General features: G+C 73.1%; 21 protein-coding genes and 1 pseudogene. 6 read left to right on the forward strand and 16 right to left on the reverse strand.

The features are described from left to right. Positions 1 to 7: 7 nt before the first annotated feature. The 3 genes from HG542_RS02505 to HG542_RS02515 all read right to left on the reverse strand — a co-directional run bounded on the left by HG542_RS02505 (position 8) and on the right by HG542_RS02515 (position 2171). Positions 8 to 700: a pyridoxamine 5'-phosphate oxidase family protein gene (locus tag HG542_RS02505; RefSeq protein WP_227722789.1), complete on the reverse strand. Its 693-nt coding sequence runs from the start codon at positions 698 to 700 to the stop codon at positions 8 to 10. A 90-nt stretch (positions 701 to 790) separates the two neighbouring features. After that, the gene (locus HG542_RS02510; RefSeq protein ID WP_171078321.1) at positions 791 to 1453 is read right to left on the reverse strand and encodes a CBS domain-containing protein; all 663 of its coding nucleotides are present in this window, start codon (positions 1451 to 1453) and stop codon (positions 791 to 793) included. Positions 1454 to 1493: 40 nt separating this feature from the next. Next, positions 1494 to 2171: a CBS domain-containing protein gene (locus HG542_RS02515; RefSeq protein ID WP_171078322.1), complete on the reverse strand. Its 678-nt coding sequence runs from the start codon at positions 2169 to 2171 to the stop codon at positions 1494 to 1496. A gap of 185 nt (positions 2172 to 2356) precedes the next feature. Between HG542_RS02515 and HG542_RS02520 the strand changes: the two genes are divergently transcribed. Then, a complete protein-coding gene (locus tag HG542_RS02520; RefSeq protein ID WP_438816687.1) occupies positions 2357 to 3352 on the forward strand; it encodes an Acg family FMN-binding oxidoreductase in 996 nt (331 codons plus the stop codon). Positions 3353 to 3386: 34 nt separating this feature from the next. Here the strand turns inward: HG542_RS02520 and HG542_RS02525 are convergent, their stop codons facing one another. The 3 genes from HG542_RS02525 to ppsA are packed head-to-tail and all read right to left on the reverse strand — an operon-like array spanning position 3387 to position 8015. After that, on the reverse strand, positions 3387 to 4178 hold the full coding sequence (locus HG542_RS02525; RefSeq protein WP_171078323.1) for a universal stress protein: 792 nt from the start codon (positions 4176 to 4178) through the stop codon (positions 3387 to 3389). A gap of 37 nt (positions 4179 to 4215) precedes the next feature. Further along, entirely contained in the window at positions 4216 to 5619 is a 1404-nt protein-coding gene (locus HG542_RS02530; RefSeq protein ID WP_171078324.1) for an MBL fold metallo-hydrolase RNA specificity domain-containing protein, read from the reverse strand. After that, on the reverse strand, positions 5616 to 8015 hold the full coding sequence (gene ppsA / locus HG542_RS02535) for a phosphoenolpyruvate synthase (protein ID WP_171078325.1): 2400 nt from the start codon (positions 8013 to 8015) through the stop codon (positions 5616 to 5618). The genes HG542_RS02530 and ppsA overlap by 4 nt, the downstream gene beginning before the upstream one ends. Before the next feature lie 307 nt (positions 8016 to 8322). Between ppsA and HG542_RS02540 the strand changes: the two are divergent. Next, positions 8323 to 8526: pseudogene (locus HG542_RS02540) on the forward strand (DUF1918 domain-containing protein); the annotation flags it as partial. 333 nt (positions 8527 to 8859) lie between these two features. Here the strand turns inward: HG542_RS02540 and HG542_RS02545 are convergent. After that, positions 8860 to 9294 carry an Hsp20/alpha crystallin family protein gene (locus HG542_RS02545; RefSeq protein ID WP_227722783.1) on the reverse strand — a complete coding sequence of 145 codons (435 nt, stop codon included), beginning with the start codon at positions 9292 to 9294 and terminating at the stop codon, positions 8860 to 8862. Positions 9295 to 9469: 175 nt separating this feature from the next. Between HG542_RS02545 and HG542_RS02550 the strand changes: the two genes are divergently transcribed. Beyond that, complete coding sequence (locus HG542_RS02550) at positions 9470 to 10477, forward strand: 2-hydroxyacid dehydrogenase (RefSeq protein WP_171078327.1); 1008 nt, start codon at positions 9470 to 9472, stop codon at positions 10475 to 10477. A gap of 10 nt (positions 10478 to 10487) precedes the next feature. Here the strand turns inward: HG542_RS02550 and HG542_RS02555 are convergent, their stop codons facing one another. The 7 genes from HG542_RS02555 to HG542_RS02585 form a co-directional block, all read right to left on the reverse strand. Continuing rightward, a complete protein-coding gene (locus tag HG542_RS02555; protein ID WP_171078328.1) occupies positions 10488 to 11810 on the reverse strand; it encodes a Ni/Fe hydrogenase subunit alpha in 1323 nt (440 codons plus the stop codon). Beyond that, positions 11807 to 12589, reverse strand: a complete 783-nt coding sequence (locus tag HG542_RS02560) for an NADH-quinone oxidoreductase subunit B family protein (RefSeq protein ID WP_171078329.1) — start codon at positions 12587 to 12589, stop codon at positions 11807 to 11809. The genes HG542_RS02555 and HG542_RS02560 overlap by 4 nt, the downstream gene beginning before the upstream one ends. 2 nt (positions 12590 to 12591) lie before the next feature. Beyond that, positions 12592 to 13398: an FAD/NAD(P)-binding protein gene (locus tag HG542_RS02565; protein WP_171078330.1), complete on the reverse strand. Its 807-nt coding sequence runs from the start codon at positions 13396 to 13398 to the stop codon at positions 12592 to 12594. After that, positions 13395 to 13850, reverse strand: coding sequence for a Crp/Fnr family transcriptional regulator (locus HG542_RS02570; protein ID WP_171078331.1), 456 nt, complete (start codon positions 13848 to 13850; stop codon positions 13395 to 13397). Before HG542_RS02570 ends, HG542_RS02565 begins: the two co-directional genes overlap by 4 nt. Beyond that, positions 13847 to 14998, reverse strand: coding sequence for a 4Fe-4S dicluster domain-containing protein (locus tag HG542_RS02575; RefSeq protein ID WP_171078332.1), 1152 nt, complete (start codon positions 14996 to 14998; stop codon positions 13847 to 13849). The genes HG542_RS02570 and HG542_RS02575 overlap by 4 nt, the downstream gene beginning before the upstream one ends. Before the next feature lie 96 nt (positions 14999 to 15094). After that, the gene (locus HG542_RS02580; protein WP_171078333.1) at positions 15095 to 17797 is read right to left on the reverse strand and encodes a bifunctional acetate--CoA ligase family protein/GNAT family N-acetyltransferase; all 2703 of its coding nucleotides are present in this window, start codon (positions 17795 to 17797) and stop codon (positions 15095 to 15097) included. A 20-nt stretch (positions 17798 to 17817) separates the two neighbouring features. Continuing rightward, positions 17818 to 18396, reverse strand: coding sequence for a hydrogenase maturation protease (locus HG542_RS02585; protein WP_171078334.1), 579 nt, complete (start codon positions 18394 to 18396; stop codon positions 17818 to 17820). A 180-nt stretch (positions 18397 to 18576) separates the two neighbouring features. On the opposite strand from HG542_RS02585, the gene HG542_RS02590 reads away from it, so the two are divergent. The 3 genes from HG542_RS02590 (at position 18577) to HG542_RS02600 (ending at position 23054) form a co-directional block, all read left to right on the forward strand. Next, complete coding sequence (locus HG542_RS02590) at positions 18577 to 20997, forward strand: glycoside hydrolase family 65 protein (protein WP_171078335.1); 2421 nt, start codon at positions 18577 to 18579, stop codon at positions 20995 to 20997. A 118-nt stretch (positions 20998 to 21115) separates the two neighbouring features. Beyond that, positions 21116 to 22291, forward strand: coding sequence for a carboxylate-amine ligase (locus HG542_RS02595; protein WP_171078336.1), 1176 nt, complete (start codon positions 21116 to 21118; stop codon positions 22289 to 22291). A gap of 85 nt (positions 22292 to 22376) precedes the next feature. After that, on the forward strand, positions 22377 to 23054 hold the full coding sequence (locus tag HG542_RS02600; protein ID WP_171078337.1) for a phosphatase PAP2 family protein: 678 nt from the start codon (positions 22377 to 22379) through the stop codon (positions 23052 to 23054). A 97-nt stretch (positions 23055 to 23151) separates the two neighbouring features. Here the strand turns inward: HG542_RS02600 and HG542_RS02605 are convergent, their stop codons facing one another. Further along, positions 23152 to 23649, reverse strand: a complete 498-nt coding sequence (locus HG542_RS02605; protein WP_171078338.1) for a DoxX family protein — start codon at positions 23647 to 23649, stop codon at positions 23152 to 23154. A 104-nt stretch (positions 23650 to 23753) separates the two neighbouring features. Continuing rightward, a complete protein-coding gene (locus HG542_RS02610) occupies positions 23754 to 25031 on the reverse strand; it encodes an APC family permease (protein ID WP_171078339.1) in 1278 nt (425 codons plus the stop codon). Positions 25032 to 25346: the final 315 nt, after the last annotated feature.

A 25346-nucleotide genomic window follows, 5' to 3' on the forward strand; every position in this document is an offset into this window, starting at 1 on the left:
CGCGACCTCACCGAGGGCCCGTGGCGACACGGATGGTGCGCCCGCTGACCCGCGCCGGAACGATGCGGATCCACAGGCTCCGTACCCCGCCGGCCCACGGTTCCGCCCCCGGTCGTTCCGACAGGGACCGGACCGCGTCGGGATCGGTCACGTGATCCGCGCTCCCGGTCACGAGGACGCTCCAGCCGTTCTTCAGCTGTTCGTCGATGTGGTCGGTCTCGAAGGCCAGCCGGCTCCCGGCGGGCGCGGCCGCCGCACCTCCGGGATCCGTGCGGTAGACGACGGTGCGCGCGTCGACCAGGAAGTTGACGGGCAGCACCACGGGGCCGGCGTCCGTCGACAGGCCCAGGCGGCCGATGCCGTGGGTGCCGAGCCTGTTCCAGCACTCACGCTCCGTGAGCTGCATGAGGACCGGATGGGGCGCCGCCGGCGACCGGCCCGGCGCGGCGTCGCGGCGGCCCTCCACCAGGTCCTCGTAGGGCATCTCCAGCGTGGCGGCCAGCCGCATGAGGGCGGCGGGGTCGAAATCGCCGCCCATCGCCTCCAGATGGCGCAGGTACGCGACGGACATGCCGGCGCGCTCGGCCGCCTCTTCCCGTGTCATCCCGAGCTGCTCGCGCCGCAGCGTCGCACGGGTCGCCATGCTGTCGCCGCGGGACGATGCGGCGGCCGCGCCGCCGGGTTGCTCTTCGCCGTGCACGGCCGCTCCTCCGCCGCTCGCCCGTCAGTGTCTCCAGACGATCAGACAGGGCGGCGTCGTGCCAGCGCTGCTCGGCCGTTCAGCGGGGTGTCAGGCCTGCGGGCCGGCCGCGGGCGTGGTGAGCCGGAGCTCGACGTTCACGACGCCCTCCACCGCGCGGACGAGCCGGGCCACGAGGGGCACCATCGACGCGTCGGCCAGTGAGCCGGAGAGGGTGACGACCCCTTCCGTCACATGCACCTCCACCGTCGGCTCCTGGTTGCGGAACAGCCGGGCGACGATCTCCTCGCGGACCTCCCGGGCGATGTCCTCGTCGTCACGGAGGTACACCTTGAGCAGGTCGCTGCGGCTGACGATGCCGGCGAGCATCCCCTCCTCGTCCACGACGGGGAGGCGTTTGACGCCCTTGCGGGCCATCGCCCGGGCGGCCTCCGCCACGGTCGCGTACGCGTGGATCGTGACCGCGGGGGTGCTCATCAGGTCCTCGGCGGTGCTCCCGGCGGCCTTGGCCAGGTCGTCGATCCGGCGGAGCCGGTCGAAGCGGGCCGGATCGCTGTCCTTGAACTCCTCCTTCGGCAGCAGGTCGGCCTCGGAGACGACGCCGATGACGCGGCCTTCGCCCTCCAGGACCGGCACCGCGCTCACCTTCCACTCCGCGAGCGTCCTGGCGATCTCCTTGTAGGGGGCGGAACGGCTGACCGCCACGACCGTCTGTGTCATGACGTCGCTGACCGTGCGCTGGGTGCTGTTCATCTGTGACTCCTCGGCTCCTCGACTGCTCGCGCACCGGGGCTCATGGAGCGGGGAAGCGGCCGCCCGTGTCGTCGTCCGTGTAGGCGAGGTGCTCGTGGACCGCGACCACGCCGTCCACGGAACGGCACAGCCGCTCGATGACCGGGATCATGCTGCGGGCCTCGACCGTCCCGTTGAGCGTCACCTGTCCCTGCGAGACCTCGACGGTCACGGCCGACCGGGCCAGGCCCAGCGTCCTCTGCAGGAGGTCGCGGTGGATCTCCTCCCGGATGGCGGCGTCCTCGCGCAGGAAGACCCGCAGGATGTCGGCACGGCTGATGATGCCGACGAGCTTGTCGGTCTCGTCGACCACCGGGAGCCGTTTCACGCCCTGCACCGACATGAGCCGGGCCGTCTCCACCACGTTCCACTCCGGCCGGGCGCACACCGGGGGCGCCGACATCAGCTCCTCGGCCCTGGCGCCCTCGGCCTTGGCGCGCTCCCACGCCTCGAGGTTCGGGACCAGGGGGCGGCCGAAGGGATCGGGCTGGTCGGCGGCCTTGCGCATCAGGTCCGCCTCGGACACCACGCCGATCACCCGGCCGTCACGGGCCACGACCGGCACGGCGGTGACATCGTTCTCCGCGAGTTCCCTGACGATCTCCTTGAAAGGGGTGTCCGGTCGTACCTGGACCACTTTCCGGGTCATGAGCTCGTCGACCGTTCGGTGCTGGAGCATGGTCCCGCTCCTTCTCTCGAAGTTCTCCGTACCAGTTTCCAGCCTGACGGTCCGGAGCTGTACTGGAATGAGCCGGTCGGCCCAGGCCGGAGGACCCTCGGCCTCTCCCTGCGGCGGCCGGCCGGGGAGAGAACATGGAAGAGGGCCTGGTGGCCGGGCCTGCCATCCCCGGAAGGGAGATTCCGGTGACTGCACCACTCACGATCGACGACGCAGGCGTGGCGGAACTGGTGCGTGATGCGGTGGCCGCCCCGTCCATGCACAACGCGCAGCCCTGGCGGTTCCGCTACGCACGCGGCAGCCGCACCTTCCGGCTCCACGCCGACTTCGAGCGGGCCATGCCGCACTCCGACCCCGATGCCCGCGGTCTGCATCTGGGGTGCGGTGCTGCGCTGTTCAACCTCCGTGTCGCCGTCGCGAACGCCGGCTTCCACCCGGGGGTCACGCTTCTGCCGGATCCCGGCGACGCGACGCTGCTCGCCACGGTGGGGCTCGGCGCACCCGCCGCCGGTGACGTGGCCCTGGCCCTCCTCCACCCGGCGATCCACCGGCGGCACACCAGCCGGTACCCGTTCTCGGAGAAGGAGATCCCCGCGAACCTCCGGACGGCCCTGATCGAGGCCGCCCGGGAGGAGGGCATCGCGCTGGCCTTCCCGGCCTCCTGGCATCTGCGCTGGATGGAGGAGCTCGTCCAGGAGGCCGAGGCCCGCAACCTCACCGACAGCGGCAGCGAGGACGACCTGGCCCGGTGGACCCGCATCGGCGCGGCCGAGTCCGACACGGCCACCGACGGTGTGCCGGACTACGCCTTCGGGCCGCGCAAGCGCGGCGGCAGGGCCCCGATGCGCGACTTCTCGGGCGGCAGGCCGGCACCGGATCTGGGGTCCACGCCCTTCGAGAACGAACCGCACCTGGCCGTGCTGAGCACCGACGGCGACCGGCCGCGGGACTGGCTGTGCGCGGGCGAGGGCATGGAACGCGTCCTGCTCCTGGCCACCCTGGAGGGGCTGGCCACCTCCTTCTCCACCCAGGCCCTCGAATGGCCGGACCTGCGCTGGCCGTTGCGGGACCCGTCGTCCGGAACGGGCCATGTGCAGATGATGCTGCGCCTCGGGTACGGCCCGAAGGGGCCGAAGGTGCCGCGCCGGCCCGTCGAGGACGTCCTGGTCACCGAGGACTGAATCGAGGACTGAACGGCACCGGGGACTGAACGCCTCATCCGTGCGGGACGACCGCGACCGGGCAGCGTGCGTGATGCAGCACGGCATGGGCCACCGGCCCGATCCGGACTGCGGGCCCCGGCCGGTGCCCGCGCCGGCCGACGACGAGCAGGCAGGCCTCGCCGGCCGCCTCCACCAGGTGCTGCGCCGCCGGACCGGCCGGCAGCCATTCGTGGACCTCGACGGACGGCCACCCGCTCCGGTCCGGGAGCGCCTCGGCGGCGGCCCCCGCGTCCCCGGCCCGGACGATGTGCAGGTCCGCGCCCCGCACGGCCGCCGCCGCGAAGGCGAAGTCCAGCAGCGGGCCGTACGGCCCGTCGTGCCCCAGCCCGACCACGACCGGGCCTGCTCCGGACGGCCCGGACGGCTCCTCCGGGCCGTGCACGACCACGACGGGCCGGGACGCACGGGCGATCACCGGCAGGCTCACGGAACCCAGCAGGAACCCCTGCAGGACACCGAGCCCGCGTGAGCCCAGGACCAGGAACTCGGACTCCCGCGCGGCGTCGACGAGGGCCTTCACCGGCGGATCCGATACCCGGTCCACCTCGACCACCAGCTCCGGGCGGGTGACAGCCAGCTCCTCCCGCGCCACGTCGAGCCGGCTCTCGGCCCACTCCCGCTGGGCGGAGGCGCCGGGGGAGAACTGCAGGTTGCTCGCCCTCCACTCCAGGGCGTGCACGATGTGCAGCGACGTGCCGCGCAGCACGGCTTCCCGCCCGGCCCAGGCGGCAGCGGCCAGGCTCTCGGCGGATCCGTCGAATCCGACGGACACCGGTCGTACCACGAAGGTCACCTCCGGAGCTTCCGGGCCTGCAGGGGAGTCAGCGCACCAGGACGCGCTCGCCGGAGCGGGGGACGACCGCGGTCCAGCGGAGGCCGCGGTCGATCCGGTCCCGCAGCGCTTCGGCCGCCTCGGGCTCGCCGTGCACGAGGTAGGTGGCGTTCGGTGCCGGAGCCTCGCGGAGCCAGGCGAGGATCTCGGCGGCGTCGGCGTGCGCGGAGAAGCCCGGGACGTCGACGACTTCGGCGCGTACGGGGACGTATTCGCCGAACATCTTGAGCGTGCGCGCACCGTCGACGAGGTCGCGGGCCCGGGTGCCCTCGGGGGCGAACCCGCTGATGATCACGGTGTTCCGGGAGTCCGGCAGCAGGCGGTACAGGTGGTGCAGGACGCGTCCGCCGGTGGCCATGCCGGAGGCGGAGACGATGATGCAGGGCTCCCTGACGTTGTTGATCTCGATCGATTCGGCCGCGGAGCGGGCGGCGGCGAACGGGGCCGGGTCCAGCACGGATGCGCCCGCTGCCAGCACCTCCGGGCGGATCCCGTCGTCCTGGCCCGTCAGCGCGTCCTCGTAGACGTGCAGCGCCGCGAGGGCCATCGGACTGTCGACGTAGATGGGCACGTTCGCGGACAGCTGCCCGGATGCCCGGAGCCGGGCCAGTTCGTGGAGGACCACTTCCGTGCGGTCCACCGCGAAGGAGGGGATGACCACCAGCCCGCCGCGCCGGAGCGTGCGGTGCAGGGCGTCGGCGAAGACCGCACGGCTGGTCGCGGTGTCGTGCCGCCGGCTGCCGTAGGTGGATTCGAGGAGCAGCACGTCGGCTCCGGTGAAGGGCTCCGGCGGGCGCAGGAGCGGGTGGACCGGTCGGCCGAGGTCGCCGCTCGAAGCCAGCGTGTGCCCGTCCTCCAGGGTGAGGCACGCCCATGCCGAGCCGAGGATGTGTCCGGCGTGGTGCAGCCGCAGCCGCGTGTCCAGGGCGATCTCGGTGTCCTGGCCGAGGGGGACGGGCCGGAACAGTCTCATCGTGCGGTCGACGTCCATGTCCTCGTAGAGGGGTTCTGCGGGGCGGTGCTTGGAGTGGCCGCGCCGGTTGCTGTGCTCGGCCTGTTCCTGCTGCAGGCGGGCGCTGTCGCGCAGCACGATCTCGGCGAGCCGGGCCGTGTACGGGGTGCAGAAGACGTCGCCGTGGAAGCCCTGCCGGACCAGCCGGGGCAGGTAGCCGCAGTGGTCCAGGTGGGCGTGGGTGAGGACGACCGCGTGGATGGTGGAGGCATCGGCGGGGAGGGGCCGCCAGTTCTTGCGGCGCAGGTCCGCGAGCCCCTGGAACAGCCCGCAGTCCACCAGGATCCGCACATGGTCCGTCTCGACCATGAACTTGCTGCCGGTCACGGTGCCGACGCCGCCGAGGAAGGTCAGCAGTCCGGGTCGGCTCGTGCCGGTCATGCGGCATCCTCCAGGGTTCCGGTGGCGAACTCCCTCTCCGCGGCGGCCACATGCTGTTTCACGGTCACGAAGCTGTCCGGGGCGACCGAGAGGGAGTCGATGCCCGCCCGCACCAGGAACGCCGCGAAGTCCGGGTCGTCACTGGGGCGTTGGCCGCACAGCCCGACGGGCCGTCCTGCCGTGTGGGCGACGGCGATGAGGTGCTCGATGCTGCGGGTCACCGCCCGGTTGTTCTCGTCGAAGAGGTGGGCGAGTTCGGCCGAGTCGCGGTCCACGCCGAGAGTGAGCTGGGTGAGGTCGTTGCTGCCGATGGAGAAGCCGTCGAAGCGTTCGGCGAACTCCTCGGCCAGGAGGATGTTGGCGGGGATCTCCGCCATGACGTACACCTTCAGGCCGTCGCGGCCGCGCTCCAGGCCCTCCTGGGCCATGACCTCCAGCACCCGGTCCGCCTCGTGCGGAGTGCGGCAGAAGGGGATCATCACCACGACGTTGGTCAGGCCGAACTCCTGGCGCACCCGCGAGATCGCCCGGCATTCGAGGGCGAAGCCGTCCCGGTAGCCGTCGCTGTAGTAGCGGCTCGCGCCGCGCCAGCCGATCATCGGGTTGGCCTCGGCCGGCTCGAACGGACCGCCCCCGACGAGCTTGGCGTACTCGTTGGTCTTGAAGTCGCTGGTCCGCAGGATCACCGGTGCGGGCCAGCGGGAGGCGGCGATGGTGGCGATCCCGCGTGCGAGCCGGTCGGTGAAGTACTCGGCGGGGTCGGCATACCCTTCCGTGAACCGGTCGACCTGGCGCCGCACGTAGCGCACCAGCCGCTCGGGGTGCACCAGGGCCATCGGGTGCACCTTGACCTGGTGGGCCACCATGAACTCCATCCGGGCCAACCCCACGCCGTCCGCGGGGAGTTGCCACCAGCGGAAGGCGGCGGCCGGATCGGCCAGGTTCAGCATCACCCGGGTCCGGGTGCGCGGCAGGTCCGCCAGGTCGACCTCGGTCACCTCGTGGTCGACGAGCCCGGCGTAGACATGGCCCTCCGCACCCTCGGCACAGGACACGGTGACCGGCCGGCCCTCGGGCAGGACGGCGGTTGCGTCGCCGGTGCCGACGACGGCGGGCACCCCGAGTTCGCGGCTGACGATGGCGGCGTGCGAGGTGCGCCCGCCGTGATCGGTGACGATCGCGGCGGCCCGCTTCATCAGCGGCTCCCAGTCCGGGTCGGTGACCGGGGTGACGAGCACCGAACCGTTCGGGAAGCGCTCCAGCCCGACCGGTTCGGCCAGGGCGCACACCGGCCCGGCCCCGACGGCCTCGCCGACCGCGATGCCGGTCACCAGGCGTTCGCCGGTGCCGGTGAGGCGGTAGCGGCGCAGCACGGTGCCGCGGCGGCGGGAGCGTACGGTCTCGGGCCGGGCCTGCACGAGGAAGATCTCGTCCGTGCGGCCGTCCTTGGCCCACTCCACGTCCATGGGCGCCCCGTAGTGCTTCTCCACGGTGACGGCCCACTCGGCGAGTTGACGGACCTCGGCGTCGTCCAGGACACGGGCGGCCTGTTCGGCGGGCGTGGTGTCGACGGTGCGGGTGCTCCCGCCCTCCGCGTAGACGACCTTCCGGGCCTTGCGGCCGGTCTCCGCCCGGATGACCGGGTTGCGGGCCGGGTCCTCCAGCAGCGGCTTGAACGCCACGTACTCGTCGGGGTCGACCTGGCCGCTGACCACGCTCTCGCCGAGCCCCCAGGCGGCGTCGACGACCACGGCCCCGGGGAAGCCGGTCTCGGTGTCGAGGGTGAACACCACTCCGGCGCCGCCCAGGTCGGAGCGCACCATCAGCTGCACGCCGACGGAGAGCGCCACCGCGAGGTGGTCGAAGTGCATGCGTTCCCGGTAGTCGATGGCCCGGTCGGTGAACAGCGAGGCATAGCAGTGGTGACAGGCCTCCAACAGGGCTTGCCCGCCACTGACGTTGAGGAAGGTCTCCTGCTGCCCGGCGAAGCTGGCCTCGGGCAGGTCCTCGGCGGTCGCGCTGGAGCGGACCGCGACGTCGGGATCGGTACGCCCGGCCTCGTGAGCGAGCCGGGCGTACCCCTCGCCGATCTCCTCGGCGAGTGCGGGAGGCAACGGGGTGGCGAGGATGTCGGCGCGGATGGCGGTGCCGACCTCGGAGAGCGGAGCGCCCTCGTGCAGTGCGGCCAGCCGGTCGGCTGTGCGGCGGCGCAGACCGCCGGTGCCGAGCAGTTCCCGGTAGGCGTCGGCGGTGGTGGCGAACCCGTCGGGGACCTTGATGCCCGCGGGGGCGAGGCGGGTGATCATCTCGCCGAGCGAGGCGTTCTTGCCGCCGACGAGGCCGACATCCGCACGGCCCAGCCCGGTGAACGGGACGACACGTCGGTTCGGGGACATCGCCGCCTCCCTGGTGCCGAAGACCGCCCGCGTCCGCGGGCGGCTCCTGGGCGGGAAGGGCCCATCCGCTTCTCGCGGATCCTGATTGCGCGGTGCACGGTCTTTCACCGCTTCCCCGCGTCTCGCAGGTCCTTCCCGCCACTTCCAGCACACCACGCACCGGGCTTCGGCGCCAGGGCCGGGTGGCCCCGTCCCGGGACCGGCCGGCCCATGACCGCGGCACACTGGAAGCCGATGCTGGTATGAGCCGCATTCGGGATTCCGGAGCCCAGCACCGGCCCGGAGCGCACGGAGAGGGTGATGGCCCATGCGCGCGCACCTCGGAGACCGCCTCGTCGTCGAGAGCCCGGCGACGGGGGTGACCAAGCGCGACGGGGAGATCGTCGGCCTGCACCACGCCGACGGCACGCCTCCCTACGACGTGCGCTGGTCGGACAACGACAAAGTGACCATGGTCTACCCCGGGCCCGACGCCCACGTCCAGCACCTCGAACACGGGGCCGCGGCGCCGCGCTCCGGCTGAGCCCGTGCCGCCTCGGGCACAGGGGACGACGGCGACCGGGCAGGCCGCGTGGTGCAGCGCCGTGTGGCTGAAGCCCGCTCCTCGTGCGCGTAGGCGGTGTCGCCCGCCGCTGCGGTACGGTCCGCGGGCTGCCGATCGGTGCAGCGCCACGCCCGTACGGCCAGGACCTGGCGTCCGCGTGCAGCGGCCTCCCGGAAGGCGACCCGGCCGCATCCGCCACCGAGCCGAGCAGCACGCCCCGGACGGCTCCGCGTCCCGAAGGACCGGAGGCCGGGCGCCCACCCGGGCGGCCCGGCCCCTCCGAGCCCGGCGGCCGGCCGCTCAGTCGCCGCGCCGGACCGGAACGGTGCGGGTGACCGGTGTCTCCTCGGCCGCCCGCGGGACGGTCACGGTCAGGATGCCGTCGCGGTACTCGGCCGTGGGCCCCTCGTCCGGGATCGGGAACGGCAGCCGGACGGACCGTTCGAACGAGCCGTAGCGGAACTCCGAGTGCCGCTTGTCCTGCGTGCTCTCGGTGTGCTCGGCCCTGACCGTCAGGGTGTCGCCCTCGACCGTGATCTCGATGTCCTTCTCCGGGTCCATGCCGGGGAGCTCGGCACGCAGGACGTACTTCCCGCCGCCCTCCGTCACCTCGATGGGGATCACGTGGGAATCCCGGTGGCCCGGGACCACCGGCACATTGGGGAATCCTGCCCCCAGCCATTCCATCAGCTCCGGCAGACCTGACCGGTGCCGGTATGTCGATGAGCCTGCCATGACGGACCTCCTCGTGCCGTCTGCGCGTTTTTCCTCTCTTCCACCATCCTGCGCCGCGGCCCGCGACGCCCGGGGCCGGTCGTCGCACGTGTGGACCATTCGGCCCATGCCGGGCGGGGAACACACGGGATCATGCTCGAAGGAGCCCGGTCGGCACGACAAGGAGCACAGCACCATGGCGGGAATCGTCGCGTACGGAGTGACCACCGACGAGAGGCCGCTGCTGGAGCGCGCACTCGGCCGGGACCATGATCTGCGGTGCCTGGACCTCGTCCTCGACGCGGACACCGCGGCGACGGCGGCCGGCCGCAGCATCGTCTGCAGCAGTGTCAACGACGTCCTGGACGAGCACGTCCTGCGGACCCTCGCCGAGGGCGGCACCGAGCTGATCACCCAACGGGCCACGGGATACAACAACATCGACCTCGCCGCCGCCCGGAAGCTGGGGCTGGCCGTGTCCCGGGTGTCCTGCTACTCGCCCTACTCCGTCGCCGAGTTCGCGTGGGCCCTCGCTCTCGCCGTCGACCGCCGGCTCCCGCGGGCCGTCGCCCGCACCCGTGACTTCGACTTCCGCCTCGACGGCCTGATGGGCCGCGACTTCCACGGCCGCACCGCGGGTGTGCTCGGCACCGGCAGGATCGGTGCCGCGTTCGCCCGCATCGCCGCGGGGTTCGGGATGCGACTGCTCGGCCATGACGTCGTGCCGAACGAGGAGTGCGAGGCGCTGGGCATGAAATACGTCGACCGCAGGCGCCTGTTCACCGAATCCGACCTGCTCAGCCTCCATGCGCCGTTGGTGCCGGAGACCTATCACGTCGTCGACGCGGAGGCGCTGGCGCGGATGAAGGACGACGCCATTCTGATCAACACCAGCCGTGGCGGCCTGCTGGACGCCCACGCACTCGTCGAGACCCTGCGGGCCGGGCGGCTGGAGGGCGTCGGCCTGGACGTGTACGAAGAGGAAGCCGGCGTCTTCTTCTTCGACAAGTCCCTGGAGGTCATGACCGACGACACCCTCGCCCGGCTGATGACCTTCCGGAACGTCCTGATCAGCTCGCACCAGGCGTACTTCACGCGTGATGCGGTCGGCCAGATCGTGCGGACCACGGCGGACAACATCGCCGACCATTTCGCCGGACGGACCGGAGACAACACCCTCGTGCCGCGCCCTTCGCCTGTGTGAGCGACCGCCCTCACGCTCGTTCGACCGTTAGGTCGAGGAAGTGGGCGGAGCAGGAGATGCACGGGTCGTGGTTGCGGATGGCCCGCTCGCACAAGCGGGTCAGTTCGGCGTCCGTGGCGTCGCCCCGGGCGATCCGGTCCTGGACGATGCGGCGCAGGTCCTCCTCGATGGCGGCCTGGTTCTGGGAAGTCGGCGGGACGAGACGGGCGTCGGTGACGAGCCCCTCCGCGTCGAGGACGTAGCGGTGGTAGAGCGTGCCGCGCGGGGCCTCGGTCGCGCCGTGGCCGGTGCCGGGGCGTGGAATCACGTCCACGGCCGGGCGCGGCGGCGGCTCGTAGGCGTCGATCAGGCGCAGGGCTTCCCCGATCGCATACAGCACCTCCACGGCCCGGACGACGACGCTGCGGAAGGGGTTGCGGCACACGCCGTCCAGGCCCGCGGCGCGGGCGGCCTCCTGGACGGCGGGCGGGAGCAGGTGGCCGCTGATGGCGTACCGGGCGAGGGAGCCGGTCAGGTGCCGGCGGCCGTCGAGCCGGGCCTGGAGGGCGGTGGAGTACGGCACCTGCTCCTCCACCACGTGGGCGGTGAAGTCCCGCACGGGGAAGCTGCGCGGCTCCTGCCCGTCGCCGTAGGGGAGGACGGTGGGGATGCCGCCGTCGATGGCGTAGGCACCGGGTTCGGCGAGCGCCAGCAGATCCGCGTCGCATTCGGCGTCCGGGAAGTCGAAGCCCGCCACCCAGCGGACGGTTTCCTCCGCGTCGTCGCGCGCCCGGCGCAACTGCTCGGCCAGCGGCCGCAGTTCGGCACGGGTGGGCGTGCGGTGGAAACCGCCGACGCGGACGTTGACGGGGTGGATGGAGCGGCCGCCGAGCAGCTCCATGACGGCGTTCCCCGCCTGTTTGATCCGCAGGCCTCGTTCGATGTCCGCGCGGTGGTCGCGGGAGAGGTCGACGGCGCTGTCGTAGCCGAGGAAGTCGGGGGCGTGGAGGAGGTGGATGTGCAGGGTCTGGCTCTCGATCCACTCGCCGCAGTACAGCAGGCGCCGCAGTGCGGCCAGTTGACCGCCGACGGTGACGCCGCAGACGTCCTCGATCGCCCGGCAGGCGCTCGTCTGGTAGGCGACCGGGCAGATGCCGCAGACCCGGGAGGTGATGTCGGGCGGCTCGGTGTGCCGCCGCCCGCGCAGGAAGGCCTCGAAGAAGCGCGGCGGTTCGTAGATCTTCAACCGTGCCGCGGAGACCGTGCCGTCGTCGATGCGCAGGTGCAGTGCCCCTTCCCCCTCGACCCGGGTGAGGGAGCCGACGTGCAGGACACGCGAACCGCGGTGTGTCACGGCTCTTCCCTCTCCGGCTCGATCGCCGCGAACTTCGCGACGTTGAAGGTGTGGAGGATGCGCAGCACGTCCTCGTCGCTCATGCCGTCGCTGCGCAGCAGCGGGATCATCGCGGGCATGTTCGGCGAGCCGGACGGGCCGAAGCAGCCGTAGCAGCCGCGCCCGTACGCCGGGCACAGGGCGCCGCAGCCCGCGTGGGTGACCGGACCCAGGCAGGGGGTGCCGTGGGCGACGGTCACGCACGGGGTGCCGCGTCGTTTGCAGGCGAAGCAGACGCTGTGGCGGGGGATGTCCGGCCTGCGCCCGGCGAGGAAGGCCGTGATCACTTCCAGCAGCTGTCCGCGATCGATGGGGCAGCCCTGGAGTTCGAAGTCGACGGGGACGTGGGCGGCGATGGGGGTCGAGGTGGCGAGGGTCTCGATGTACTCGGGCCTGGCGTACACGATCTCGCGGAATTCGTCGACGTCCGCGAAGTTGCGCAGCGCCTGGACTCCGCCGGCCGTGGCGCAGGCGCCGATGGTGACGAGCGTGCGGGACTCGGCGCGGATCCGCCGGATACGTTCGGCGTCCTCGGCCGTGGTGACGGAGCCCTCGACGAGGGACAGGTCGTAGGGGCCCGGTCCGGGCGCACTGGACGCCTCCAGGAAGTAGGCGATGTCCATCTCCCCGGCCAGCGGCAGGAGTTCGTCCTCGCAGTCGAGCAGGGTGAGCTGGCAGCCGTCGCAGGAGGCGAACTTGAAGACGCCGAGTCTCGGACGGTGCGGGGTGGCGGCGTCCACGGTCACAACTCCCTCACCGAGAGCAGGGGCTCGGCACGTTCGTAGCCGACGACGGGGCCGTCACGGCACAGCAGCAGGGGCCCTAGCTGGCAGTGGCCGCAGTGGCCCGTGGCGCAGTGCATATTGCGTTCGAGGGAGACCAGGATCCGGTCCGGGGCCAGGCCGCGGTGCAGCAGGTCGCGGGCGGTGGCACGGATCATGATCTCGGGGCCGCAGACGAAGGCGGTGGTCCCGGCGGGGGAGAACAGCGCTTCGTCGAGCAGCGTGGTGACGACACCGACCCGCCCGCGCCACCCCGCCCCCGGGCGGTCCACCGTGATGCCGCAGTACGGCCTGGCCCAGCCGTCCAACTCGCCGCGGTAGAGCAGGTCGTCGGGGGTGCGGGCGCCGATGAGGACGTTCAGCCGGCCGTGGCCCTGGGGCGCGGCCAGGACGGCCTGCACCAGCGGCCGCAGCGGGGCCAGGCCGATGCCGCCCGCGACGACCAGCAGGTCGTCCCCTGCGGCCAGGGGCAGATCCCAGCCGGTGCCGAACGGTCCGCGCATCCCGACCACCGCACCCGGTGCGAGCGCGCACAGCGCACGCGACACCGCGCCGGCCGCGCGGACGGTGTGCAGCAGGCCGCCGTCGGGGAGGATACCGGCCACGGAAACGGGTGCCTCGCCCACGCCGAACGCGTACACCATCGCGAACCGGCCCGGTGCGAAGGGCGGCAGGGCCTCGTGGACCGGCTCCAGGCGGACGGTGACGGTGTCGGCGGTCTCGGGGCGGGTCTCCACCACGCGGTAAGGGAGGGGAATCGCCGTCACCGCGGCTCTCCGCTCCCGTACGGGCCGTACAGGTCGAGCAGGCGCGTGCGGGCGGACCGCAGCCGGTGGCCGATGGTCCCGACGACGTAGGTGAGCAGGGCGTGGTCGAGCGCCGGGTCGTGCTCGCACAGCCGCAGGACCTCCTGGGCGTCGAACTCCCAGGCGCGGACCGGGCTGACGGCCTCGGCGCCCAGGTGCCACTGCCGGGGCGGGCACACCCAGGACCAGCCGAGCAGTTCGCCGGCCCCGATGGTCTCGACGACGGCGGGGCGGCGGCCGGGCACGTGCAGGTCGAGGGCCACGGCGCCGGTGTGGAGGACCCAGAAGCGGTCGGCCTTGGACCCCTCCTCGAAGATGCGGGCGCCGGCGGGGAAGGCCACGTCGCGGCCGAGGTCCATCAGCCGGTCGCGGTGGTCCTCGGGGATGGTGGAGAAGAGTCCGGTCCTGGTCATGACGGGCTGTCCTTGTCGAGGGCCTCCTGGTGGAGGGCGTGGGCTTCCTCGGTGATGTCGATGGCGACCGGGCACCACACGATGCACCGGCCGCAGCCCACACAGCCCGAGCTGCCGAACTGGTCGTGCCATGTGCCCAGTTTGTGGGTCATCCACTGCCGGTAGCGGCTGCGCCCGGAGGCCCGGACCGGGCCGGCACCGGACAGATGCGAGAAGTCGAGGTCGTAGCAGGATTCCCAGCGGCTCCAGCGCTCCGCGTGGTCACCGGTGAGGTCGGTGACGTCCTCGGTGGTCGTGCAGAAGCAGGTGGGGCAGGCCATGGTGCAGTTGCCGCAGGTGAGGCAGCGGGAGGCGACGTCGTTCCAGCGCTCCGCGTCGAGTGTCCCGGCCAGCAGCGCCCGCAGGTCCACCGGCGGCATGGTGCGGCCCATGCGGCCCGCGGCCGCGTCGACCGCCTCGTGCGCCGCCGTGCGGGTGGCGGGGTCGGCGGCCCGGTGCGGCAACTCGGCCAGGACATCGGCCCCTTCGGCGGTGCCGGCCCGGGCGAGGAAGCGGTGCCCGGCGCCGTCGAGCACCTCCGTCATGGCGATGTCGTACCCCGGCCCGGCGGCCGGGCCGGTGCCCATGGAGACGCAGAAGCACGTGGCGCCGGGCTCGGTGCATTCCACGGCGATCAGGAACGCGCCGTCGCGCCGGGCCCGGTAGGCATCGTCCTTGTGGCGCCCGCCGGTCAGCACCCGGTCCTGGATCGCGATGGCGCGCAGATCGCAGGGCCGCACGCCGAGGAAGGCGTACGAGGCCGGATCGTGCCGCTCGGGCCGCACGGTCAGTTCGCCGTCGGGGCCCCGGTCGGCCGTCCACTGGCGCACCCGCTGCGGGAGCAGGAAGTTCTTCCAGGACTGGGGACCGGCGCTGTGGGCGAACGCCGCTTCGTCGTCGCGCCGGATCACCCGGTAGTGGCCGCCCTCCAGCTCCACGCCCCAGCCGTAGGGCAGTTCGGCCGCGGACTCCAGCTCGGCCAGGACGATGGCGCCGTCGCGCTGCGTGGGGCCGACCACCGTGCGGCCACGGGCACGGAGCACCCGGACGAGCGCGTCGAGTCCGTCGCGGTCGAGGACACAGGCGCTGTCCGTGGTCGCGGTACCCAATGGCCTCTCTCCTGTCCGGTCGTATGCTCCTGCTCCGATCGCCCTCTCAGCCTGACCACACTGTCCGGAACCCGCATGCTGAGTGTGGCGGGCGGCTCAGCGCAGCCGCCGCAAGTACGGGTCGTGCGCGCGGCGCGGTGCGAGCCGGATCCGGGCGTCGAGCGCCGTGACGCCGTCCGGGCACGCCACCACCGGGTTGAGGTCGGCCTCCACCAGCTGCGGCAGATCGCACGCCATCCGGGACAGCCGGAGCAGCAGCCCTTCCAGCGCCCCGAGGTCGACGGGAGCGATGCCGGGACCGCCGGACAGCAGGCGGGCGCAGCGCGGGGCGGTGAGCAGGTCGTCCACGTCGTAGGGGGTGAGCGGGGCGAGGCGGGCGGCATGGTCGGCCAGCACCTCGGTCGCGGTGCCGCCCTGGCCGAAGAGCACGAGGGGCCCGAAGACCTCGTCCTGCACCACTCCGGCCACCAGTTCGAGGACGGAGGACACCTGCGGCTGCACGACCACTCCGGAGAGCCTGTCGCGGAAGCGGCCCGCGAGGTCGCGGTAGGCGGCCCGCACCTCGTCGTCGCCCTGGAGTCCGAGCCGGAGGGCGCCCTCGGCGGACTTGTGCACCAGCCCCGGCCAGTACGCCTTGAGCACGACGCGGCCGCGGGGCCCGGCCAGTCGCCGCGCCGCGGCGACGGCGGCGTCCTCGCCGTGCACCCACTCCCAGGCGATCTGCGGAATGCCGTAGTGCCCCAGGATCCGTGCGCACACGGCCGGATCCGGCCAGCCGCCCTCCGGGTGCCCGGCGAGCCAGGAGACCACCTCGGCCCGTGCGCCCCCGGTGTCGGCATCGGGCGGTTCCGCCGCCTCCGCCTGCGGTCGTGCGCGCCACTTGGCGTAGCCGGCGGCGTACGCCAGGGCGCGGGCGGCGTCCTGCGGGTCGGAGAACGCCGGAACGGTGCCGTGGCCTTCGGCCGCCAGCAGTTCGACGCGCGTGGGCTGTTCGAGGAGCACGGCCGCCGTCGTGACGGGTGCGCGGTCCGGGCCGTGGGTGAGCGCGCGCGTCAGGTCGTCGCCGGTGGCCGCCGCGAGGGCCGTGGGCACGAACACGCCGAGCACGGCGTCGACGTCGCGGTGGGCGGCCAGCCGGTCGAGGCAGGCGCGCAGCTCCTGCTCGGAGACGGCCGCGGTGGCGTCGACCGGGTTGCCGACGGCGGCCCCGTCGGGCAGGACAGCTGCCAGTTCGGCCGCCAACCGGGGTTCCGGCGGCTGGACGTTCAGCCCCGCTTCGCTGCAGGCGTCGGCTGCCAGCACTCCGGCACCACCGGCATTGGTGACCACGACCACCGAGTTGCCGCCGGGCAGCGGCTGGGAGTGCAACAGCGCCATGGCATCGAGCAGTTCGCCGATGCTCCGGGTGGCGATGATGCCGGCCTGGGCGAAGAGCGCCTGCCGGGTCATGGTGGGCGTGGCGGCCGCGGCCGTGTGCGAGGCCGCCGCCCGGCGGCCGGCCTCCGAGCGGCCGGCGTCCACGGTGAGCACCGGCATCCGGCGGCCGACCCGGCGGGCGGTGCGCGAGAAGGCCCGGGGGTTGCCGAAGGACTCCAGGTGCAGGACGGCGAGGCCGGTGCGCCCGTCGCTCTCCCACCACTGGAGCAGATCGTTGCCGCTGACGTCGTACTTGTCCCCCAGCGAGACGAAGCTGGACACGCCGATGCCGAGCCGGGAGAGACCGCTCAGCAGGGCGATGCCCACCCCGCCCGACTGTGCGGCGACGCCGGCCGTACCGGGCAGGGGGGAGCGGGCCGCGAAGGTCGCGTCCAGCCGGACGCCCTCCTCCGTGTTGGCCAGGCCGAGGCAGTTGGGTCCGGCCAGCCGCATTCCGTACCGGCGGCAGGCCGTCCGCAGAGCCGCCGCCTGAGGGGCATCGAGCCCCGACGTCACGACGAGCAGCGCCCTCACACCGAACCGGCCGCACTCCTCCGCGACGGACGGCACGGCGGCGGCGGGAACCGCGACGACGGCCAGCTCGGGCGCTTCGGGCAGGTCCGGGACGGCTGCGTGGCAGGGGATGTGCTCGATGACGTGCGCGTGCGGGTTGACGGCGTGGACGCGGCCGGTGAAACCGCCGGCGCGGAGGTTGCGGAGGATCGCCCGGCCCACCGAGCCCGGCCGGCGGCCCGCGCCGATGACGGCGACGGACTGCGGACGCAGCAGCGGCCGCATGCTGGCGACGTCGGCGGTCCGGCCGCGGGTGTCCAGGGCGGCCAGGTAGCCCTCGTCCTGCGAGAGGCGGACGGTGACGTGGACCTCCGGCCCGTCGAACCGCCGGGTGAGCGGGAGACCGAGGTCCGCGAAGACCCTGAGGACCGGATAGTTCTCGCTGAGCGCCTCGGCGGTCAGGGCCTCCAGCCCGTCGGAGCGGGCGGCATCCACCAGGTGTTCCAGGAGCAGGGTGCCGACGCCGCGACCGTGCCACGCGTCGGCGACGGCCAGGGCGACCTCGGCCCGGGCCGGGAGCGCGGGGTCCGCGTGGTACTCGGCGAGGCCCGCGATCCCGCCGCCCGCTTCCGCGAGCAGGGCCCGCTCGCCCGGCCGCCCACCGGTGCACACCTCGTCCGCTGCCCGCTGTCCGTTGCGGGAGGAGCCCGCCGAGAAGAACCTCAGGCGCAGGCTCTCGGGAGACAACCGCTCGTACATCTGCAGGACGGCCGCGTGATCCTCCGGCAGCACCTGCCGGACCCTGACGGTCGTGCCGTCCGCCAACAGGGCGTGCACGGACGGTGAGGATCCGTCCGGGGTGTTCTTCATCCTCCCGCCGCCTCCCTCGGTCACTTCCAGCTTCGGCCGGGTCCGGCGCGGGCGGATGGGCCGGCCGGGCACGGGGCAGGGCCGTCCGGCCCGGTGCGCCCCGCGCGTCGCCCGCGTCCGTGGTGCCGCGCGATGTCCGCCTCGATGCGCTCCGCCAGCGGATCCACCGCTGCGGCGACGGCTTCGGTGAGCCCCGTCCCCAGCGAGATGTCGGCGCCCTCGACCGCGTACACGATCAGGCGCCGGGGCAGCCGGCCCAACGCCCGTGACAGTGCGACCGCCTCGGCGAGGCCGAGCCCGTGCGTGCCCGCGGTCCCCGGTTGCGGACACCCGCGCCCGTCCGGCTCCAGCCGGTGCACCCGCCCCGGGTGTCCTGGACGCGCGTGCGCGGCATCCACGACCACGGCCAGCCCGGCGTCCTCCCACAGGGCGATCAGCCGGCCCGGATCCCCGTCGCACGCCGACAATGTGGTCCCCGCCGGCAGCGGCCGGTCCGCGGCACGCGCCTGCAGCCGGGCGACGACTGCGGGGCCCACGCCGTCGTCCCGCCGGAACCCGTTGCCGATGCCGATGACCGCGATGCGGTCGGAGACCGCCATGCTTCGCTCCCTGTGCCGGGCCGCCCCCTCCCGATGATCTCCGGAACGGGCTGCCGGCACGATTCGCGGCGGGCGCGGGTACCCCCGTACGGGGAACCGCAGACCCGCCTGGCCGACCGGCGCCCTCCGTCGGCGGTCATGTCTGTTCTCCTGAACGGGAGACCGGAAGCGAGGACGGCCATGCCGGAGTGGACCTGGGAGTACACGGGCTACGACCCGGCCGCCGAAGGGCTGCGGGAAGCGCTGTGCACGCTCGGCAACGGCTACTTCGCCACCCGCGGCGCGGCGCCCGAGAGCCCGGCCGGGCACGGCCACTACCCGGGCACGTACGCGGCAGGCTGCTACGACCGGCTGGTCTCCACCGTGGCGGGCCGCGACGTCGAGAACGAGGACGTCGTCAACCTCCCGAACTGGCTGCTCCTGCGCTTCCGGCTGCCCGCGGCCGACGGTGCGCCCGGGCCGTGGTTCACCATGGGCGACGGCGAGGTCCTCGACCACCGGCTGGTCCTGCGCCTGCGCAACGGCACGCTCACCCGGACGTTCCGGTACCGGGCGCCCGGCGGCCGGGTGCTGAGGGTGGAGCAGTACCGGCTGGTCCACATGGGCGACCCGCACATCGGCGCCCTGCGGACCGTCTTCACCCCGGAGGGCTGGTCCGGCTGCATCGAGGTGGAGTCCGGACTCGACGGGAACGTCGTCAACGCCAACGTGGACCGCTACCGGGATCTCGACGGCCGTCACCTCACGGGGTTCGACGCCGGTACGGCCGAGCCGGACACGGTCTGGCTGCGGTGCCGCACCAGGACGTCGGACGTCGGCATCGCGATGGCCCAGCGCACCACCGTCACCGGCGGCACGCCGACGTCCTCGGTGACCGAGGCGGCGGGCCGTCGTGCCGTTCACCGCCTCCGACTCGCCCTGTCCGACGGGAAGTCCCACACCGTGGACAAGACGGTCGCGCTGCACACCTCCCACGACCGGGCGATCAGCGCCCCTTTCACCGCGGCCCTCGAACGGGTGAGGGCGGCCCTGGACTTCCCGGAGCTCCTGGCGTCGCACACCGTCGCCTGGGAACACCTGTGGCGGCGGGCGGACATCTGGGTGCCGGGGGAAGCGGGCCGCGTCCTGCACCTGCACCTCTTTCACGTCCTCCAGACGCTCTCCCCGCACACCACGGGCCTGGACGTGGGGGTGCCGGCACGCGGGCTGCACGGCGAGGCGTACCGGGGCCACGTCTTCTGGGACGAGCTGTTCGTCCTGCCGTACCTGAACCTGCACTTCCCGGAGGTGTCCCGGGCGCTGCTCAACTACCGCCACCGCCGCCTGCCCAAGGCGCTCCTGGCCGCGCGGCAGGAGGGACGGGCCGGGGCGCGGTATCCGTGGCAGAGCGGGAGCGACGGACGCGACGAGACCCAGACGATGCACCTCAACCCGCGCTCCGGCCGCTGGGTTCCGGACCGTTCCCGGCTCCAGCACCACGTCGGCTCCGCCGTCGCGTACAACGTGTGGCAGTACTGCCAGGCGACCGGGGACGCGAAGTACCTGCACACCAAGGGTGCGGACATGCTGCTGCAGATCGCCCGTTTCTGGGCGGGCAGGGCGGTGCCGGACTCCGGCGGCGACCGCGGCCGCCGATACCGCATCCGCGGCGTCGTCGGGCCCGACGAGTATCACGACGCCTATCCGGAGGCGCAGGCCGGGCAGCCCGGCATCGACGACAACGCCTACACGAACGTCACCGCCGCCTGGGTCCTCACCCGCGCCCTGGACCTGGTCCGGAGCCTGCCCGGCCGGCTCCGCCAGGAGCTCTACGAGCGCGAGACCCTGGACGCCGACGAGCTCGCGCGCTGGGAGGAGATCTCCCGCCGCCTGTACGTCCCCTTCCACCGGGGTGTCATCAGCCAGTTCGAGGGCTACGGGGACCTGGCCGAGCTGGACTGGGCCGGCTACCGCGAACGGTACGGCGACATCAGGCGGCTGGACCGCATCCTGGAGGCCGAGGGTGATTCGGCCAACCGCTACCAGGCGTCGAAGCAGGCGGACGTGCTGATGCTCGGCTACCTCTTCTCGCCCGCCGAACTGTCCACTCTGTTCGGGCGGTTGGGGTACGAGCTCACCGACGAGATGTGGCGCCGCACGGTCGACTACTACCTGCAGCGCACCAGCCACGGCTCGACCCTCAGCGGCCTGGTCCATGGGTGGGTGCTGGCCCGGGCCCGCCGTGCGGATGCGTGGCGGTACTGCAGGGAAGCGCTGGAGGAGGACGTCGCGGACGTCCAGGGAGGCACCACCGCGGAAGGCGTCCACCTCGCGGCCATGGCCGGCACCCTGGACCTGGTGCAGCGCGGCCTCACCGGTCTGGAGACCCGCGAGGACGCCCTCTGGCTCGACCCGGTGGAGCTCCCCGGGCTCTCCGAGTTCGGCTTCACCGTCCGCTACCGCGGCCACTGGGGGGTCGGCGTGCGGTTGCAGGGTGACCAACTGACCATCAGCGTCCCGGACTCGGCGGAGTCCGCGCCGAGGATCGTGCTGCAGGGCCGTTCCGTGACCGTCCCACCGGGGGAGACGGTCACGCTGGGGCTGCGTCGCGACGGCCGCTGATCCGGTCGGCTGCCGCAGGCTCATTCGGTGCCTGGCACGTGGAGCACCGAGCGGCCTATGCTCGTCGGCGCGCAGAGTCGATGAGTCGATGAATCGTTTCCCCAGGCGGAGGGTTGCCGTGACATCGGAGCTGGAGAACGAGCTGGAGCGCAAGGGAACCCCGGATCCGCCGACCATCGGTCTCGAGGAGGAGTTCTTCCTCGCCGACCGGGAGACCCGGGCGACGGTCGGCCGGGCACCCGACGTCGTCAAGCGGGCCCGGCAATGCCTCGGCGACCAGGCGGGATTCGAGCTCTATCCCACCATCGTCGAAACACGCACCCGCCCCGTCGGAACACTCGCGGAATTACGGCAGCAACTGCAGTGGCTGCGCGCGGGACTCGGCAGGGCGGCGGCCGAGGCCGGATGCCGGGTGGTGGCCTCCGGTACCGAGATCATCCCCGTGACCGGACCGCAGCCCATCGTCGACGATCCCCGCTACTGGCAACTGGCCGACCGGTACCCGCAGTTCGTCGGGGGCGACCGGAGCATCGCCTCCTGCGCCTGCCACATCCACATTCACGCTCCGGACCGTGAAGAAGCCGTGGAGCTCCTGAACCATTTACGGCCCTGGCTGCCGACGTTGCAGGCGATTGCGGCCAACTCGCCGTTCCGTGACGGACGGGACAGCGGGTTCGCGAGCTGGCGGTCCCTGCATTTCGGACAATGGCCGCACGTGGGCCCGACACCGCTGCTCCGGGATACGGCGGCATACGACAGCCTGCTGGACGCGCTCGTCGAATCCGGCATGCTGTTCGACCGAAGACACCTCTACTGGTACGCCCGCCTTTCGGAACGGTGGCCGACGCTGGAGATCAGGCTCCCCGACATCAATGCGGATCTGGACACCGTCCTGTTCGTCGCCTGCCTGGCCCGTGCCCTGGTCGGCGTGCTGCTGGCCGATGTCCGGCGGGGTGCGCCGGCCCCCGGCATCAGCGATCCGCTGCTGCGGGCCGCGCACTGGCGGGCCGCCCGCGACGGAGTGCGGGGTTCCGGCCTCGACCTCTTCACCGGCCGCCTGCGGCCCTTCCCGGACCTTGCCGTGCGGCTCATCGACCGGGTGGCCCCGGCCCTCGAGGAGACGGGCGCACTGCACTTCGTCCGGCACACGTGGCAACGCCTGCACGCGAGCGGCGGAGGGGCGGAGGAACAGCGGGCCGCGTACCGGCGCCGCGGGGATCTGCGGGACGTCGTCGACCTGCTGACCGTGGCCGGTGGGTCCGGCGAGTCCGAGGCGGACGCCCCTTCGCCGTGACCGGCGCCCGGACCGTACATCCGGGTCCGGTATCGTGCCCCGATTGCGACGCGGCGGAGGCCGCGTGCGGAGGGAAGGGCACGGAGTGACCTCGTACAGGAACAAGCTCGTCAGCGGCGTGGTGCTGCTGGTCGCGCTGGCAGGGCTGGGCTTCGCCGCGAAGACCCCGGCGATGACCCGCACGGACATCTCGGCGAACGAAGAGGTGGCGACCTGGCGGGACGGGGCACTGACCACGCTGGCCAAGGTGGCCACGCACGCGGCATCGTCCACGGTGGGCGTGGCCCTCGCCCTGCTGATCCCCGCGGTGCTGTGGCTGCTGCACCGGCGGCGGGACGCGGTGCGGACGCTGCTGGCGATGGGCGGCGCGCTGGCCGTCGCCTTCGCGGTGAAGATGGCGGTCTCCGAGCACCGGCCCCCGAGCCGGCTGTGGGTGATCCCTCCGGACAACGCGCAGAGCTTCCCCAGCGGCCACACCACGGTCGCCGCGGCCTTCGCGCTGGCCATGGTGATGCTGGTGCGCGGTCCGCTGCGGGGCCTGGTGGCGCTCGCCGGTCTCGTCCTGACGGCGGCGGTGGCCTTCGCCCGGGTCTACCTCGGTGTCCACTATGTGCCGGACGTGATCGGCGGCGCGGTCAGTGCGGTCGTCGCCGCCGTGCTGGCGTGCGCCATCGTGGAACTGCCGCCGGTACGGGACCGCTTGGACGCCCTGGAGGGCGGGTCCAGGGGCCGGGGGCGGCACGCCGGGCGCCGCGGGCGGTAACGAGCGGGATGCGCCGGCGGCGCATGGCGGCCGGTGCCCCGGCGGCGGGGTCACGGGCACCGGACCGCCCTCGCCGCCGCCCGCGCGGGGCGATCGTCTACCGGCGTGCGGACCCGGCGGACCGGCCCCGGCCGGAACCCAGCCGGGCGTCGACGGACCACGCGCCCGCACCCACGATGAGCAGGAAGAGACTGCCGCACAACTGGGCGAAGTCCAGACGGGCCTCGTGGGCGAAGTCCCACCAGCCGGACTCGCCGTGGAAGAGCCCCGAGCCGCCCCACAGGATCGGCACTTTGGTGATCAGCAGGGCGCCGAGCATGTCCACCACCATCGGCACCGCGGCGAGCCGGGTGAGCAGCCCGGCGAGGATCAGCACCCCGCAGAGGATCTCGAAGACCCCGTCCAGCGCGGCGAAGAAGTCCGGCGCGGGGATGCCGGCCTTGTCGAAGCGTCCGGTTCCCAGCGTGTGCTCGCGCAGGAACTTCAAGATCCCCTCGACGAGGAAGACCAGCCCCACGTACAGCCGGATGAGCACCACCGCACGCGGTGCCGTGGTGGCCGTCAGCCTCGTCGACCAGGCACTGAGCTGGGTCATGCTCGTCAGCCCTTTCGCATCAGCGGCATATCGGACACCGGTATCGTCCCGCGGGCCGCTCGTCCGCGGGCGGTTTCACGTCCATTCGGCGTAACCCGCCGGTTCTACGGCCGCCGGCGCGAGGCGAGGACCGCCCGCACCCCGTACGCGGCGACACCGACCGCCAGGACCACCGCTCCCCATATCACCGAGGACACCGGCAGGGCGAAGGCCAGGACCAGGCAGCCGACCAGCCCGGCGACCGGGACGACACGGGCCGGCCGGCCTTCGTCCGGGCCGAGGGTCCACGCGGAGGCGTTGGCGACGGCGTAGTAGACGAGCACCCCGAAGGACGAGAAGCCGATCGCCCCGCGCACATCAGCCGTCGCCGCCAGCACCGCCACCACCGCGCCGACGGCCAGCTCCGCCCGGTGCGGCACTTCGAAACGCGGATGGACGGCGGCCAGGGCGGCCGGCAGGTGCCGGTCCCGGGCCATGGCCAGCGTGGTGCGGGAGACTCCGAGGATCAGCGCGAGCAGCGAGCCGAGCGCGGCCACGGCGGCGCCCGTGCGCACCACCGGCACCAGCCCGTCGGCGCCCGCGGCCCGGACGGCGTCCGACAGCGGGGCGGCGGCATCGGCCAGTTGCCGCGGGCCGAGCACCGCGAGGGCGGCGACGGCGACGGCGGCGTAGACGGCGAGGGTGATGCCGAGCGCGATGGGGACGGCACGGGGGATGGTGCGTGCCGGGTCGCGTACCTCTTCGCCGAGGGTGGCGATGCGCGCGTATCCGGCGAAGGCGAAGAACAACAGGCCCGCAGCCTGCAGCACCCCGCCGAAGGTCGCATCGTCGCCGATGTCGAGGTGCGAGGCGTCCGCGGAGCCGGAGGAGAACACGGCGACCACCACGGCGGCGAGCACGGCCAGCACGACCGCCACGATCGCCCGGGCCAGCCAGGCGGACTTCTGCACCCCGGTGTAGTTCACCGCCGTCAGCACCACGACCGCCGCCACCGCCACCGCATGCGCCTGCCCCGGCCACACGTACGAACCGACCGTCAGTGCCATCGCCGCGCAGGAAGCGGTCTTGCCCACCACGAAGGCCCACCCGGCCAGGTATCCCCAGAAGCCGCCCAGCCGCTCGCGCCCGTAGACGTACGTCCCGCCGGAAGCGGGGTACCGCGCGGCCAGCCGTGCCGACGAGGTGGCGTTGCAGTACGCGACCACGGCGGCCACCGCCAGCCCCGGCAGCAGCCCGGAACCGGCCGCGCGCGCGGCCGGGGCCAGTGCCGCGAAGATCCCCGCGCCGATCATCGCCCCCAGGCCGATCACCACCGCGTCGAACAGTCCCAGCCGCCGGCCGAGTTCGTCCGGCATCGTGCCGACGGCCGACGGCTTGCTCATGGTTCGCTCCCGGAGGTTTCGGCACGACGGAATCCGATGTCCGGAGACGATATAGGGAACCGGACACTCCTGGGACGCGGCGGCGGCCGCGGCGCTGCTCCGGCCGGACGCGAGTGCGCGGCCGGATCGGCGTTTTCCGTGACCACTCACGGGTAGGTCGCGAGTCGTTCGGGACAGGTGGCCCATGCAATGAGTCACGTTGTACCCGGACTTGACCACGGGGCCGGGGAACGCGTGCGTACCTGGGGGCGAGTGTTGCGCGCAACGGGCTGCACGTACGAGGGGAGCCGGACCGGGTCGTCGAGGCCCACCGGC

Source organism: Streptomyces morookaense (assembly GCF_013030945.1).
In the GTDB taxonomy this organism is placed as follows: Bacteria; Actinomycetota; Actinomycetes; order Streptomycetales; family Streptomycetaceae; genus Streptomyces; species Streptomyces morookaensis.

Bases quoted from the DNA above. Each gene is read 5' to 3' on its own strand.
- HG542_RS02510 (WP_171078321.1), bottom strand. From the start codon at position 1,453: ATGAACAGCACCCAGCGCACGGTCAGCGACGTCATGACACAGACGGTC.
- HG542_RS02515 (WP_171078322.1), bottom strand. From the start codon at position 2,171: ATGCTCCAGCACCGAACGGTCGACGAGCTCATGACCCGGAAAGTGGTC.
- HG542_RS02530 (WP_171078324.1), bottom strand. From the start codon at position 5,619: ATGACCGGCACGAGCCGACCCGGACTGCTGACCTTCCTCGGCGGCGTC.
- ppsA (WP_171078325.1), bottom strand. From the start codon at position 8,015: ATGTCCCCGAACCGACGTGTCGTCCCGTTCACCGGGCTGGGCCGTGCG.
- HG542_RS02545 (WP_227722783.1), bottom strand. From the start codon at position 9,294: ATGGCAGGCTCATCGACATACCGGCACCGGTCAGGTCTGCCGGAGCTG.
- HG542_RS02550 (WP_171078327.1), top strand. From the start codon at position 9,470: ATGGCGGGAATCGTCGCGTACGGAGTGACCACCGACGAGAGGCCGCTG.
- HG542_RS02570 (WP_171078331.1), bottom strand. From the start codon at position 13,850: ATGACCAGGACCGGACTCTTCTCCACCATCCCCGAGGACCACCGCGAC.
- HG542_RS02580 (WP_171078333.1), bottom strand. From the start codon at position 17,797: ATGAAGAACACCCCGGACGGATCCTCACCGTCCGTGCACGCCCTGTTG.
- HG542_RS02585 (WP_171078334.1), bottom strand. From the start codon at position 18,396: ATGGCGGTCTCCGACCGCATCGCGGTCATCGGCATCGGCAACGGGTTC.
- HG542_RS02590 (WP_171078335.1), top strand. From the start codon at position 18,577: ATGCCGGAGTGGACCTGGGAGTACACGGGCTACGACCCGGCCGCCGAA.
- HG542_RS02605 (WP_171078338.1), bottom strand. From the start codon at position 23,649: ATGACCCAGCTCAGTGCCTGGTCGACGAGGCTGACGGCCACCACGGCA.
- HG542_RS02610 (WP_171078339.1), bottom strand. From the start codon at position 25,031: ATGAGCAAGCCGTCGGCCGTCGGCACGATGCCGGACGAACTCGGCCGG.